Annotated in this window: 11 protein-coding genes; 4 read left to right on the forward strand and 7 right to left on the reverse strand. The window is 65.2% G+C overall.

The window, feature by feature from the left end; all coding sequences use genetic code 11:
• Window positions 1-324: 324 nt before the first annotated feature.
• The 5 genes from B5X73_RS17025 to B5X73_RS17045 all read right to left on the reverse strand — a co-directional run bounded on the left by B5X73_RS17025 (window position 325) and on the right by B5X73_RS17045 (window position 4,191).
• On the reverse strand, window positions 325-843 hold the full coding sequence (locus tag B5X73_RS17025) for a Dps family protein (RefSeq protein WP_036115320.1): 519 nt from the start codon (window positions 841-843) through the stop codon (window positions 325-327).
• A 74-nt stretch (window positions 844-917) separates the two neighbouring features.
• On the reverse strand, window positions 918-2,312 hold the full coding sequence (locus tag B5X73_RS17030) for a sensor histidine kinase (protein WP_079522668.1): 1,395 nt from the start codon (window positions 2,310-2,312) through the stop codon (window positions 918-920).
• Window positions 2,309-2,974, reverse strand: coding sequence for a response regulator (locus B5X73_RS17035; RefSeq protein ID WP_036115329.1), 666 nt, complete (start codon window positions 2,972-2,974; stop codon window positions 2,309-2,311). Before B5X73_RS17035 ends, B5X73_RS17030 begins: the two co-directional genes overlap by 4 nt.
• A 90-nt stretch (window positions 2,975-3,064) precedes the next feature.
• Window positions 3,065-3,673, reverse strand: coding sequence for a hypothetical protein (locus B5X73_RS17040; RefSeq protein WP_079522669.1), 609 nt, complete (start codon window positions 3,671-3,673; stop codon window positions 3,065-3,067).
• Between the two features lie 2 nt (window positions 3,674-3,675).
• Complete coding sequence (locus tag B5X73_RS17045; RefSeq protein ID WP_079522670.1) at window positions 3,676-4,191, reverse strand: RNA polymerase sigma factor; 516 nt, start codon at window positions 4,189-4,191, stop codon at window positions 3,676-3,678.
• A gap of 134 nt (window positions 4,192-4,325) precedes the next feature.
• On the opposite strand from B5X73_RS17045, the gene B5X73_RS17050 reads away from it, so the two are divergent.
• Window positions 4,326-6,068, forward strand: a complete 1,743-nt coding sequence (locus tag B5X73_RS17050; RefSeq protein WP_079522711.1) for a M14 family metallopeptidase — start codon at window positions 4,326-4,328, stop codon at window positions 6,066-6,068.
• A 62-nt stretch (window positions 6,069-6,130) separates the two neighbouring features.
• On the opposite strand, the gene B5X73_RS17055 is transcribed toward B5X73_RS17050, so the two are convergent.
• Together B5X73_RS17055 and B5X73_RS17060 are read right to left on the reverse strand one after the other, a co-directional pair.
• Window positions 6,131-7,753: a multicopper oxidase family protein gene (locus tag B5X73_RS17055; protein WP_254857323.1), complete on the reverse strand. Its 1,623-nt coding sequence runs from the start codon at window positions 7,751-7,753 to the stop codon at window positions 6,131-6,133.
• Window positions 7,746-9,461 (reverse strand): phospholipase C, encoded by a 1,716-nt coding sequence (locus tag B5X73_RS17060; RefSeq protein ID WP_254857324.1) that lies wholly within the window; start codon window positions 9,459-9,461, stop codon window positions 7,746-7,748. Before B5X73_RS17060 ends, B5X73_RS17055 begins: the two co-directional genes overlap by 8 nt.
• A 241-nt stretch (window positions 9,462-9,702) precedes the next feature.
• On the opposite strand from B5X73_RS17060, the gene B5X73_RS17065 reads away from it, so the two are divergent.
• From B5X73_RS17065 to B5X73_RS21065, 3 genes are all read left to right on the forward strand, one after another.
• Entirely contained in the window at window positions 9,703-11,844 is a 2,142-nt protein-coding gene (locus B5X73_RS17065; RefSeq protein ID WP_079522671.1) for a M13 family metallopeptidase, read from the forward strand.
• Window positions 11,845-12,406: 562 nt separating this feature from the next.
• A complete protein-coding gene (locus B5X73_RS20720; RefSeq protein ID WP_139382821.1) occupies window positions 12,407-12,907 on the forward strand; it encodes a hypothetical protein in 501 nt (166 codons plus the stop codon).
• A gap of 21 nt (window positions 12,908-12,928) precedes the next feature.
• Window positions 12,929-13,093 (forward strand): hypothetical protein, encoded by a 165-nt coding sequence (locus B5X73_RS21065; RefSeq protein WP_176167875.1) that lies wholly within the window; start codon window positions 12,929-12,931, stop codon window positions 13,091-13,093.
• Window positions 13,094-13,162 lie beyond the last annotated feature (69 nt).

A 13,162-nucleotide genomic window follows, 5' to 3' on the forward strand; every position in this document is an offset into this window, starting at 1 on the left:
ACCACCAACCCACCTCGGTACACCAAAGAGACGGCGGGGGTGACCCTCGAGGCCGGTAGCCGCAGGCGAGGGCTTCGACTGGACAAGGCCGCGCACGCGGGGCCGGTCAGGGATGACCGGCCGTTTTCGGGGAGGCAGGGACAGCCGACTCGAAAACCCCCAGGCGAAGCCCGACCCGGCCGAAGGCCATTGATACACGGCCGCGGTAGCGGCCTTTCCCTGAGGGGTCGCCGCAGGCGTGGCCTCGAGGGTCACCTCCGCCGGCTCTTACCGACAACACCGCACGCCGCGACAAAGCCAAACGCGATGGCGCCAGCCGAGCCCTCAGCTCTCGCGCGCCGCCTCAAAGAGGAACCACACGCGGCGCTCCGTCTGGTCGATCCAGTTTTCGATCAGGCTGGCCGTGGCGACGTCGTTGTATTCGTCGCACAGCGCATGCGTTTCACGCATGAAGCCCGTGAGGCGCTGATTGTCCTCACGCAACTCGGCCAGCATGTCCTGCGGCGTGACGAAGTCGGCGTCGTTGTCGGACAGACGTTGCAGACGGGCGATGTGCCCGATCGAATGCAGCGTGGTGCCGCCGAGCTTGCGCACGCGCTCGGCAAGATCGTCCGTCATGGCGAAGATCTGCTCGCCCTGCTCGTCCAGCAGCAGGTGCAGGTCGCGGAAGCGCGGACCGGACATGTGCCAGTGGAAATTCTTCGTCTTCAGGTACAGCGCGAACGTATCCGCCAGCAGGGCATTCACCTCGGCGGCGATGTCACGTGTCGCGTCGGCACCCAGACCGTTGGGCGTGCGCAGGTCGGCCTTGCGAAGGTTTTTGGTCGCTTGCGGGTTCTTCATCGGAGCGCTCCTTGGACAGGGGCTACGAGTATGCGCCGGGGTTTGTTACGTGAATTGCACGGATATCCTGTCGGTCAGGCCGCCGGCAGCGTCACAACGACGCGCAGGCCTGACCCGCCATCGCGATCGAGCAGTTCGATGGACGCACCATGGAGTTCGGCGGCGCGCTGCACGATCGACAGGCCCAGGCCATAGCCCTCGCCGTGGGTGTCCACGCCCCGCTGGAAACGGGTGAACATGGCCGCGCGGCGGTCCGGCGGGATGCCGGGGCCATCGTCGACCACCTCGATCCGCGCCATGCCGTCCACCGAACCGATGGCCAGTTCCACATGACCGCCCTGCGGCACATGGCGGAAGGCATTCTCCAGCAGGTTTCGCAGCAGGGCGCCCAGAGCGACGCCATAGCCCTCGACGAACAGGTGGTCGGGCAGCTCGCGGACACTCATCTCGACACTGCCCTTGCCCACCAGCGGCGCCAGTTCGTCGATCACCTCGAGAGCCAGTTCGCCGAGATCCACGCGACTGCGCGGGCCGGACGCGGCACCCACTTCCAAGCGCGCCAGCGCCAGCAGCTGCTCCGTGCGCCGGGCCAGCGAAACCAGACAGGCGCGTGCGGCCTCCAGCGCGGACCGCGTAGCCTCGTCCGGTTGTGCGGACGCCATCGCATCCTCGAGGTTGATCATGGTCGAGGCGAGTGGCGTACGCAGTTCGTGCGCCACGTCCGCACTGAAGCGGCGTTCGCGATCCAGCGCGCTTTCGAGCCGACTGATCTGGTCGTTGAGAGCCGTCAGCACCGGCTGCAGCTCGGTCGGTGCGTCGGACAGGTGAATGGGCTCGCGACTGCCGGGCTCGCGTCGGGCAAGCGCACTGGCCAACGCCTCCAGCGGTCCCAGACCGCGACGGATGGCCCAGCCCACCAGAATCGCCAGCAGCGGCAGACCGAGCAGCGTGGGCAACCCGTGCTCGATCCACAGCGCGCGGGTAATCTCGTGACGGCTGTCGTAGCGCTCGCCGGCACGGATCGTGATGTCTTCGTTTTCCATGATCAGCGTGAACACACGCCACTCGTGATGCCCGGTCTCGACATCCTCGAACGCGCCATCGGTGGCGTGCGTGTTGGGCAACCCGGCGAGATTCTCGGTACCCAGCAGCAGATGGCCGTCATGATCGAAGACCTGGAAGCCCACTTCGGATTCGAACGTGCGCCCCTGGACGGTGAGTTCCTGCGGATGATTCGACACGCTCGGGACGAGTAGCCGCGCATCGCGCTGGCTGCGCAACTGATCCACACCGATGCGGCCGACCAGCACCTCCAGCGTGCGGGCCGCCTGCGCGAGACGACCGTCCGATAGTTCGTCCACTTCTTCGAGTGTGCGCTTGGCGCTGAGTACACCCAGCGGCAGCAGCACGGCCGCCAGAACGATGACGATCAGGATCAGCAGCCGCGATCGGAGACTCAGCGGCGTCAAAGCGGTTCCCGCGGAATCATGTAACCGAAGCCTCGCACCGTCTGGATCGCCTCGTGGCTCAGCTTACGGCGCAGGGAGTGCACGAGCACCTCGAGTGCGCTGGTGCTCATCGCACTGTCCGGCCCATACAGCGAGGTCTCCAGCGACTCGCGACGGACGATCCGGCCCGCCCGCTCCATCAGCGCCTGCAGCAGCGCGAATTCACGCCGCGTCAGCTCCACCTTCTGTCCGTGCCAGACCACATCGAACGTGCCCAGGTCGAGGCTCAGGGCGCCGGCTTCGAGCTTGTTCACCGCCGCGCCACGCACCCGCCGGGCCAGCGAACGGATGCGCGCCGCCAGCTCATCGAGATGGAACGGCTTGATCAGGTAATCGTCCGCACCCGCATCGAGCACCTGGATGCGCGAATCGAGGGCATCGCGCGCCGACATGACGATCACCGGTGTGGTGACGCGCAGACGACGCGCCTCGCTGAGCACGTCCATGCCATCGCGCCCGGGCAGGCCCAGATCGAGCAGGACCAGGTCCGCGTCGTGGTCGCGCAGCGCGGACAGCGCCTCGTTGCCGTCGCGGTACCAACTGATCGTATAGGCCAGTCGTTCCAGCGCGCGGCGGATGGCATCGCCCAGCTGGGCGTCGTCTTCGACGAGGATGATGTGCAAGGGAGAGCCTCCGTATGGGCCCAAATTATCCCTATGCCCGGCTTAGCGCCAGCTTATGGATCCGTTGTCCTTGCCCGGGTCGCGACCCGGTCACCCCAAACGAAACCGCTCGATCTCGTCCAGCCGCTCCTGCGCCCGCCGTACCGCGGAACCTTCCGGCTTTCCGTCCAGTCGCGAGACCACGATGAAGACGCCGAGGCACACCACCGCCGTGAGCAGCTGCAAGCCGACGAAGGCCGGATTCGCCGCCACCACATCCACGCCCAGCAAGCCAAACGCCCAGATCACCATCGCGACCCACATGAAACACCCGACCACACCGAACCAGCGGCCCTCGCGGATGCGCCACGCCCGCAGGTCGGCGATCCGCGCCTGCAGCGTCAGCACGGGCGAGGCCTCGTCCACCCGGGCTACGAGGACGAGAGTGCGGACGGCGGCGACGATCATGGCGACGCCATAAAGATGCAGCAGAACGCCGGTCACCAGAAGGCTCGGCTGCGCCCGGTGATCGACCCAGAACGACCCGGCCGCTACCGCCAGCATCAGGCCCGCGATCAGCTGTATCAGCTGCCAGGCCACGAGCGCGCGCAGTTCCGACTTCACGCCTCGGCGCCGGCCCGACACCACGACGGCCGCCTCGATCCGGTCCAGCCGCCGGTCGAGCTCCGCCCATCCCGCCTTCAGTTCGTCGAGTTCCATGATCAAGTTCCTCTCGTGGATGGCCGGCCGGTCATATCCCGGCGCAGGCGTTGCTTCAGGCGCGCGATACGCGTGCCGACGTTGGACTCGCCGATACCCAGCACCGCCGCGATCTCGGCATGCGGCAACTCGTCGAGGTAAAGCATGGCCAGCGCCCGGTCGAGTGGCGCGAGTGCTTCGATGGCCCTGGCCAGCAGGGCGAGTCGCTCGTCCGGCTCGTCAATGGGCGTACCGCCGCCCAGGGTGTCGATCAGCGCTTCGTCCAGCGGCTGGGGCCGCTCGCGTTCGCGCCGGGCATGCGAAAGTCCGACGTTGAGCGCCACGCGATACATCCACGTGGAAAACGGACGGGTGGCGTCATAGCTGGCGAACGAGCGCCAGACCTGCAACGCGATCTCCTGAGCGAGGTCGCGCCGGTCCTCCTCGCCGCGGGCGTACACCGCCGCGACCTTGAACAGGATTTTCCGATGGGTGTGGAGCAGCGCCTCACACTCGCGCCGCCTCGCCTGATCCGCCATGACGCCTCCTCTTTCCCCCATGATTCGCCGTGACGCGGAAAAAATCACACAATGACCCGATTCCCTTTCCGAAGGCTGGCCTGACCGTGACGCTTCAAGCACGACTTCTCCTCGCCCTGATCGCGGTGACCCCGATGACGATCCACGCGAAAGACACCTGGACCACGCCCGCCGAAGCGTCCTCGTTCCGCACCACGCCATCGTATGCGGAGACGCAGGCGTTCCTGCGCCGGCTGGCCCGCGCCGCGCCGGACACGATCCGTCTGGAGACGTTCGGTACCACGCCGGAAGGCCGACCGATGACGGCGGTCATCGCCGGCAAGGATGGCGATCTCACACCCGAGCGCGCCCGCGCGGCGGGTAAGCCCATCGTGCTGCTGCAGGCGGGCATCCACCCGGGCGAGATCGAAGGCAAGGACGCGGGGCTGATGCTGCTGCGCGACTTCGCCACCATGGGCCGCCTGCCCCACCTGCTCGATCACGCCGTGCTGGTCTACATCCCGGTGTACAGCGTGGACGGGCACGAGAACTCCGGCCCGTACTTCCGCATCAATCAGAACGGTCCCGAGGAAATGGGTTTCCGTGGCCAGTCGCAGTACCTCAATCTCAACCGCGACTACGTCAAGGCCGACGCGCCGGAAACCCGCGCCTGGCTGACGCTGTGGAACGCGTGGAAGCCCGACCTGCTCATCGACATCCATACGACGGATGGCGCGGACTACCAGTACGACCTCACGTGGTACGCGGAGGATGCACATAAGCTGCCACCGTCGATCGCCGCCTGGCAGGCGAAGGCCTTTGCCGGTCAGACCATGCCCCGCTACGAAAAGCTCGGTCATCTGGCTTCGCCCTACCTCGAGTTCCGCGACGGGCGCGATATCACCAAGGGCATCGAAAACTTCGGCTCGGGTCCGCGCTTCTCCACCGGTTACGCGGCGATCCGCAATCGCGCCGGGTTGCTGATCGAGACGCATATGCTGAAGTCGTACGAAGTTCGCGTGCGCGCGACGTACGACGTCGTGCGGAGCATGTTCGAGGTGATCAACGCCGATCCTGCCGCGTTGCTGCAGGCGTCGAAGGATGCGGATCGCTGGGCGTCGTCACTTTCCGCGCAGCCGGGTGCCTCGTTGCCGGTCACGTTCAAGCTCGACCCGACGCCGAAACCGTTCCAGCTTAAGGGTTACGCGTTCACGCAGACGAAGAGCGACATCTCCGGCGACCTCTGGGTTCAGTACGACCCGAAGACCAACAAGACCTACGACATCCAGAGCTGGAACGATCTGCTGCCGGATGTCTCGGCACCGATCCCTGCCGCATGGGCGATTCCGCCGCAGTGGACCGACATCATCGAGCGGCTGGATGCGCAGGGTATTCCGTATACGCGGACGACCGCCGCGACGAAGGTCGCCGTGACGCGAGACGAGCTGACCCAGCCCAAGTGGGCGGATAAGCCGTTCGAGGGTCATCACATGTTGAAAGACGTCGTGGTGACGCCAGCGAAGGAAACCGTCAAGTTACCCCCGGGTACCGTGATTGTCCGCGCGGATAACGTCGATGCGGTGCTCGCGCTGAACCTTCTGGATGCGCGTGCGCCCGACTCGGTGCTGCGCTGGGGCTATCTCAACGGGATCTTCGAGCAAAAGGAATACGGCGAGCCTCGTGTGCTCGAGGCTCTGGCGCGGAAGATGCTGGCGGAGAATCCTTCGCTGAAGGCGGAGTTCGACGCGAAGGTGAAAAGCGATGCGGCGTTTGCCGCCAGCCCGCGCGCGCGGCTGACCTTCTTCTACGAGCGCAGCCCGTGGTTCACGGTGCAGAAGGTGGGTGCTTACCCGGTGTTGCGGCTGGATGCTCCCGCGTTGCAACAACTCGCCCATTGATTGTAGGAGCGCGCCTTGCGCGCGATGCGTCTGATCAGAAGCATCGCGCGCAAGGCGCGCTCCTACACCACTACCTCGAACGGTCGCATCATTTCATTCGCCTCGTGCTCCGCCAGGTGGCAATGCCACGCATACCGCCCGGCATAGCCATCGAAGGTCGCCACGATCCGCGTAATCATCCCCGGATACACCTGCACCACATCCTTCCAGCCACGTTCATGCGCCGGTGGCTCCTGCGCCGGCCCGACGTAGCGGATCGTCTTCTTTTCCATGTATTCGTCGACGTCATAAGGACGCCGGTCGAGGATCTGGAAACGAACGAGGTGCAGATGGATCGGATGCGTGTCCTCGGTGAGGTTCACCAGATTCCACATCTCCGTCGTGCCCAGCTTCACCGTCTCGGTCACCGGGTCGTGCCAGCGCTTGCCGTTCAGCAGCATCAACATCGGCGTCGCGACGCAGTCGCTGTATTCGTCCAGCGTGAGCTCGCGTGACCTCGACGCCGTGGTTTCAGTGACACGCGGCAGATCGCGCAGCACGTCCGGTACCCGACTGTCGTCTCGCACGTCGCCCTTCCCCACGGCAAAACGCATCAGCGGCAGCGCATCGTTCATCAGTTCAACGTCGCCGCCGCGCAACGAAGCGAAGTCGACGACGAGGTCCGCCCGCTCGCCCGGTGCGAGAAAGATCGACTTCACCGTCGCCGGCGCGGCAAGCAGCCCCTGGTCCGATCCGATCACCTGAAACGGTCGGCCGTCGCGAAAGCGCAGATGATAAAACCGCCCGTTGGCGGCATTGAGCACACGCAGGCGATACCGCCGCGGCTGCACATCGGCACGCGGCAGGATCGCGCCGTTGACCAGCGTAAGGTTGCCGAACACCTCGGGCACCCACGGTGCATTCGCATCGCCGGAATCCGGGTAATACAGACGGCCATCCGTACGTAACCACCGATCGGCGAACACGAGCGGCAACTCCTCCTCGCCCGAAGGCAAGCCAAGCGACAGCTCGTGGTCATCGCGCAACAGGTAGAGGCCCATCAGTCCGGCGTACATGTTCAGCCGGTTAATGCCCATCGCATGATCGTGGTACCAGAGGGTCGAGGCGTCCTGCATGTTGGCGTAATGGTGCTTGCGTGACTTACCGGGAACGTACCAGTCTTCCGGATAACCATCGTCGGCGCGCGGCACCTTGGCCCCATGCAGATGCACGATGGCACGCACCTCGGGCTTGTCCGCCTCCGCACCGCAGATCGCGTGATCCACCGGCAGGAAATGCTTCGTCGGCAGCGCGTTCTCCCAGACCACATCCACCGGCTGACCCGTACGGGCTTCGATCGTCGGCCCGGGATAATGGCCGCCGTACGTCCATAGCGTCGTCGGCGGCAGATCGCGGTGCAGCTTCTGCGTCGTCTCGGCCATGCGGACGTGCAGCGGCTTGCCCTTCCCGGCGTGCAACGTCGGTGGCAACGGCAGCGGATCGACAAAGGCGGCGAGCTTGCCCGGATCGACCAGACCCGGCATCCGCGTCGTGTCACCCATGGGATGCATGCACAGGTTGTTGCCCACCTTCGCGGCGGGCGCGGCCTGCATGCCGTGCATGTCATGCGCGAGCAGCCGCGACGGGATCCACCCCGCCGCGGCCGCCCAGCCCGCCGTGGTCAGAAACCGGCGGCGATCAACCATGCCCACCGTTCCCGAACGGCCAGTGCGGCCAGCCACCACCGCCCGCCTGCTTCGGCTGACCGGTCGACTCGTCGAGGATCAGCTTGCGATCGAACAGACGCGGCAGGAAGAAATCGAACATGCCGTCCAGGCGACCGGCCTGTGCGTCGGTGGAACCGCCGCCGATGCGCTTGCCCGACAGCCAGTTGTCTTCGATGAAGCGCGTGATCGAGCTCTGGTCGGTAACGCTGTGATCGACCATGTTCTCGCGCGCCCACGGGGACACCACCAGCAAGGGCAGGCGCGGACCGAAACCGCAACGGCCCTGCGCCGGTGTTCTGCCATCGAGGCCCGGCAGCGTGCCATGGCCCTTGCACACACCGTCGCCGTCCAGCGCGTCGGTGCTGCCGACCGATGCGTTCATGTGCGGCGGCGCCTGGTGGTCGTACCAGCCATCGGAATCGTCATAGGCGATGATGACCGCCGTGTCCTTCCACTCGGCGCTCTGCTGCAGGGTATTGATCACGTGGACGACGAAGGCCTGTTCGTCGAGCGGATCGGAATAACCCGCATGGCCGTCCTGATACGCCGGTGCCTTGAGGAAGCTCACCGCCGGCAGGTTGTTCGCATCGAGCGCGTCGTAGAAGTCTTCGATATCGTACTGATGGTTGGCCGCGTCGGTCTTGCCGATCGTCGCCACCGAGGTAGGACGCGCATGCGTCGGGTTCGCGGTGGACGGGTAGTACTGGAACGGCTCGTGATGCTGGCTGTAATCGTTGGACGTGGTGTGGGTCACACTCGACAGGTGGCGACGCGTGCAGCCCGTGCTGCCGTCGGCGTTGGTCCGGGTGAGGTCGAAACCGCCCTGGAACCAGCCCCATGTGATGTTGCGCTCGTTGAGGAGGTCGCCGATGTTGCGACCGCCCATCGTCACCTGATTGGCCGTGGGCGACGAGCAGACATCGCCGATCGGATCGGGATCGCCGATCATCGTCATACCGCCGTGCCCGTCGTCGGTCTCGGCACCGGTACCGTTGAGCGTGTCGATCACGCCGGCGGTCTGGCCGGCGATGAGGTTGACCGCACCCGGCGTGGACGGGCCAAACCCGGTGCCGTAGTGGTTGTCGCTCATCGCGAAGTTCTGCGCGTAGTTCCAGTACGCGGTGACCGTGTTGCCATCGTAGTAACCCATGACCTGGCCCTTGCCCTCTTCCGCCGCATCGCCATCAGGCAGCGTTTCGCCGCGACCGGTGTACAGCGGGAACAGGTCCATGCGACCGCCGTGGAAGGCCCGCTGCTCCGATGTGTAGCCGTGGTCCTGATCGGCCGTCGCCGCTTGCGCGCGGGTCAGGCGGAACGGATTGATGGCGGCATCCGCGTTGCCTGTGTTGCTGGCATTCGGATTGTCGGTCAGCAGGCGATGCGTCAGACCGTTGACCGGCGGCGTGAACGGGCGAGCGTAGAACGCGGGCTCGCCTTTCGCATTGGCGGCGAACGGATAGGTGCCGAAATAGTGGTCGAAGGAGACGTTCTCCTGAAAAATCACGACCACGTGCCTGATCGGGGTGGCCGTGCGCGGATCGCTCCCGTGGCCACCGTGACCGAAACCGAAGCCGAGGGCTTCCGTGGCCGAGGTCGCTTCCGCGGGATCGGTCTGCTGGGCGACGACGATCGACGCAGCGGACAGGGTGAGCACGCAGGCGATGCCCGCGGCCATTAACTTGCGCATGACGTAGCTCCTCGGTGTAGACGTCCGAATTGCGTGGGTGGGCCGCATCCCCTGTCATGCGGTCCTGCCGATTCTGCGAACCGCCTGTGACAGTCCGGGGTCACTGGCTCGCGAGAACTTGCGAAGTTCACTGAACCATGACCTTCGTCACGGTTGGCCCTGCGGCCGCCCTCCAGCCGTTATCCTCGGGGAGTGCGGTGCCCGGGGGCGCCGTTGCAGCCACTTTCACAGAGGGACACTCATGACCCAGCAGTACCTGAAGCCGCTCGCCCTGGCGCTGACCATCGCGCTCGCCGGCACCGCCTGCAGCAAGCACAACGACGCCGATACCGCCGTCCCGGGCGGCAACACCCCGTCCCCGTCGACCACGGCCGCGCCCGCGCCGGCCGCCACGACCGCCGCCGCACCCGCCGGCCCCACGTTCAACGTGGCCGACATCGATACCAGCATCGACGCTTGCGACGACTTCAACGGCTTCGTCAACGCCAAGTGGGTGGCCGCCAACCCGATTCCGGACGACCGCACCCGCTGGGGCGCCTTCGACCAGCTGGCCGAGAACAGCCTGAACACGCAGCACGAAATCGTCGATGCGATGGACAAGGGCGCCGCCAGCGCCACCGCCGGCTCGATCGAACAGAAGATCGGCCTGCTGTATCGCTCGGGCATGAACGAGGACGCCATCGAGAAGGCCGGCATCGAGCCGCTCAAGCCGGAGCTGGCCAAGATCGACGCGCTGAAGTCGCCGCAGGACATCGCCGATTTCCTCGACGCCAGCTTCAATGATGGCAACAGCTACGTCTTCGGCTTCGGCGCGGGCGCCGACTTCAAGAACGCCAAGACGCAGATCGGTTTCGCGCAGCAGGATGGACTGGGTCTGCCGACCAAGGACTACTACACCGATCCGAAGCAGGCGGATAACCGTAAGGCTTACGTCGACTACATCGTCAAGACGCTGACCCTCGCCGGCGTCTCCGATGCCGACGCGAAGACCCAGGCCGACGCGATCATGAAGTTCGAAACCCAGCTCGCCGCCGCCTCGCTCGCGCCGGTCGAACTGCGTACCCCGGAAAACCAGTACCACTTCGTGACCGTCGCCGACGCGGACAAGATCACCCCGCACTTCAACTGGGAGAAGTTCTTCGCCGCCCAGGGTGTGACGGTCGACAAGGGCTTCTCGCTGTCGCAGCCGAAGTTCTTCAAGGAGTTCGACAAGATGCTGGCGTCCACGCCGGTGTCGACGTGGCAGGCCTACCTGCGCTTCCACGCCATCGACGGCGCCTCGCCGTACCTGTCCAAGGCTTTCCAGGACAACAAGTTCGACTTCTACGGCAAGACGCTCGCCGGTCAGCCGCAGCAGAAGCCGCGCTGGAAGCGCGTGCTCGGCACGGTCAACTCGTCGATGGGCGAAGGCCTCGGCCAGCTCTATGTGGCCAAGGTGTTCAAGCCGGAAGCCAAGCAGCGCGCCAACGAACTGGTCGACAACGTGCGCAACGCCCTCAAGGCGCGCATCGAGAAGCTCGACTGGATGAGCGACGAAACCAAGCAGAAGGCCATCGCCAAGTGGAATACCTTCCTGCCGAAGATCGGTTACCCGGACAAGTGGCGCGACTGGTCGGGCCTGGACGTGTCCGGCGAGAACTACTTCGGTAACGTCGAAGCCGCCAGCAAGTTCAACTACCACTACGACATCGCCAAGATCGGCAAGCCGACCGACCGCCTCGAGTGGGGCATGACCCCGCAGACGGTCAACGCTTACTACAACCCGACCGACAACACGATCAACTTCCCGGCCGCGATCCTGCAGCCGCCGTTCTTCGACGCCAATGGCGACGACGCGATCAACTACGGCGGTATCGGTGCCGTGATCGGTCACGAAGCCAGCCACGGCTTCGACGACGAAGGCAGCCAGTTCGACGGCGAAGGCAACAACAGCAACTGGTGGACCGCGGCCGACAAGAAGAAGTTCGAAGAGCGCACCGCGAAGCTGGTCAACCAGTTCAATGAGTACGCGCCGATCAAGGACAAGCCGGACCTGCACGTCAACGGCAAGCTGACCCTCGGTGAGAACATCGCCGATCTGGGCGGCACCGCCGTGGCATACGACGCGCTGCAGGAAGCCCTGAAGAAGAACCCGAAGGAAGCCGAGTCCAAGATCGACGGCTACACCCAGGACCAGCGCTTCTTCCTCAACTGGGCCCGCGTGTGGCGCGGCAGCGTCCGCGAGAAGCAGGCGATGCTGTACCTCAACGTCGACCCGCACGCACCGGCCTCGCTGCGCGCCATCGGCGCTCCGTCGAACATGGAATCGTTCGCGACGGCGTTCCAGTGCAAGCCGGGCGCGAAGATGGTCCGCGCCGGCGATAAGCAGGTGAAGATCTGGTAAGTCGGTTCGACTGGCTGATCTGAAGACGAAAGCGCCGCACGAAAGTGCGGCGCTTTTTTTATTTCAAACGGCGATGTTGCTTCGGGTGTCGCTGAGGGCTCGGCTTCGCCATCGCGTCGGCTTGCGGCGGCGTGCGGTGTGGTCGGGAAGAGCCGGCGGGTGCCACCCTCGCGTCCACGCCTGCGGCGACCCCTCAGGGAAAGGCCGCTACCGCGGCCGTAGTTCAATGGCCTTCGGCCGGGTCGGGCTCCGACTGGGGGTTTTCGAGTCGGCTGTCCCTGCCTCCCCGAAAACGGCCGGTCATCCCTGACCGGCCCCCTTGCGGGCCTCTTCCAGTCGGAGCCCTCGCCTGCGGCTACCGGACGCGAGGGTGGCACCCGCCGGCTCTTTGGGACGGAGAGGTTGCATGTGAGTCGAGCCGCGCCTCGCTTCGTGGCCGGGACCGCTCGCTTGCCTGTTTCACCTCGCCTCGTTCGCCCTGGCCAGACTAAGGGGTCGCTCCCAGTTTCTCCCACGACCTACACGCGCTATCGTCAGTCCTCGATCCGGAAGGAAACAGAGGATGATCTCGAAGCGAGTCCTTACAGCGGCAGCGCTGATTGCCAGCATGGGCGTTACCAACACAGTCCTCGCCGCAGAAAATGCGCACGCTGCCTTCGCGAAACCCTGCGGCCGCTCGACGATGATCGTCCGCTGTAGCACCGGCTCACAGTCCTGCGAGCGAAACGAGCTCGTTCTACGCGCGGGCACCTCGCAGCCAGTTGTTCTGCCAGTTCCGCAAGGTCTCGAAAAATACGACCCAGTAGGCCTGGCCTGCGCGCGCGGCGCCGATGCAAGCCCTTTCTTTGTTGTCGAATACGGTGACGCGTCGCACAGCTGCGCTTCGTGTGAGTGGCATCATATTTACGCGCCAGATGGTCGCCTGTTGACCCAGAGCGACCCAGCTTTCGTCTCCGACCCGTCCCTGCCCGGTGGCCAAAGCCTGCACCCGAATACCGCGGACTTCACACGTGTGTCGAAGGACCTCGGTCTATCGAAGGCCCCGGTCGTGTACGGACACTAATAGGATAAATGGGATTTCGATATGACGGACCAGGACGAAATCTACGCGCCGCACGTTCAGCCTCGCGGCCCCGCATACCGCGACGATCAGGTTGCATCCTGCTCGCACTGTAACGACCCCCTTGAAGTGATCAACCCCGACGCCGACCTTCTCGGCATAGCGAGCGTGGCGCAGAAGAAGAGCTGAGAGGTCCAAGGCATCATCTGCAATCACCACCATCCCCTGGCTCGCAGCCGCCGTTAACGACATGAGCCG

The sequence above is a fragment of the Luteibacter sp. 22Crub2.1 genome (assembly GCF_900167995.1).
GTDB lineage: Bacteria > Pseudomonadota > Gammaproteobacteria > Xanthomonadales > Rhodanobacteraceae > Luteibacter > Luteibacter mycovicinus.

Excerpts from the sequence above, each read along its gene's own strand:
- B5X73_RS17025 (WP_036115320.1), bottom strand. The coding sequence starts at position 843 with ATGAAGAACCCGCAAGCGACCAAAAACCTTCGCAAGGCCGACCTGCGC.
- B5X73_RS17040 (WP_079522669.1), bottom strand. The coding sequence starts at position 3,673 with ATGGAACTCGACGAACTGAAGGCGGGATGGGCGGAGCTCGACCGGCGG.
- B5X73_RS17045 (WP_079522670.1), bottom strand. The coding sequence starts at position 4,191 with ATGGCGGATCAGGCGAGGCGGCGCGAGTGTGAGGCGCTGCTCCACACC.
- B5X73_RS17050 (WP_079522711.1), top strand. The coding sequence starts at position 4,326 with ATGACGATCCACGCGAAAGACACCTGGACCACGCCCGCCGAAGCGTCC.
- B5X73_RS17055 (WP_254857323.1), bottom strand. The coding sequence starts at position 7,753 with ATGGTTGATCGCCGCCGGTTTCTGACCACGGCGGGCTGGGCGGCCGCG.
- B5X73_RS17060 (WP_254857324.1), bottom strand. The coding sequence starts at position 9,461 with ATGCGCAAGTTAATGGCCGCGGGCATCGCCTGCGTGCTCACCCTGTCC.
- B5X73_RS17065 (WP_079522671.1), top strand. The coding sequence starts at position 9,703 with ATGACCCAGCAGTACCTGAAGCCGCTCGCCCTGGCGCTGACCATCGCG.
- B5X73_RS20720 (WP_139382821.1), top strand. The coding sequence starts at position 12,407 with ATGATCTCGAAGCGAGTCCTTACAGCGGCAGCGCTGATTGCCAGCATG.
- B5X73_RS21065 (WP_176167875.1), top strand. The coding sequence starts at position 12,929 with ATGACGGACCAGGACGAAATCTACGCGCCGCACGTTCAGCCTCGCGGC.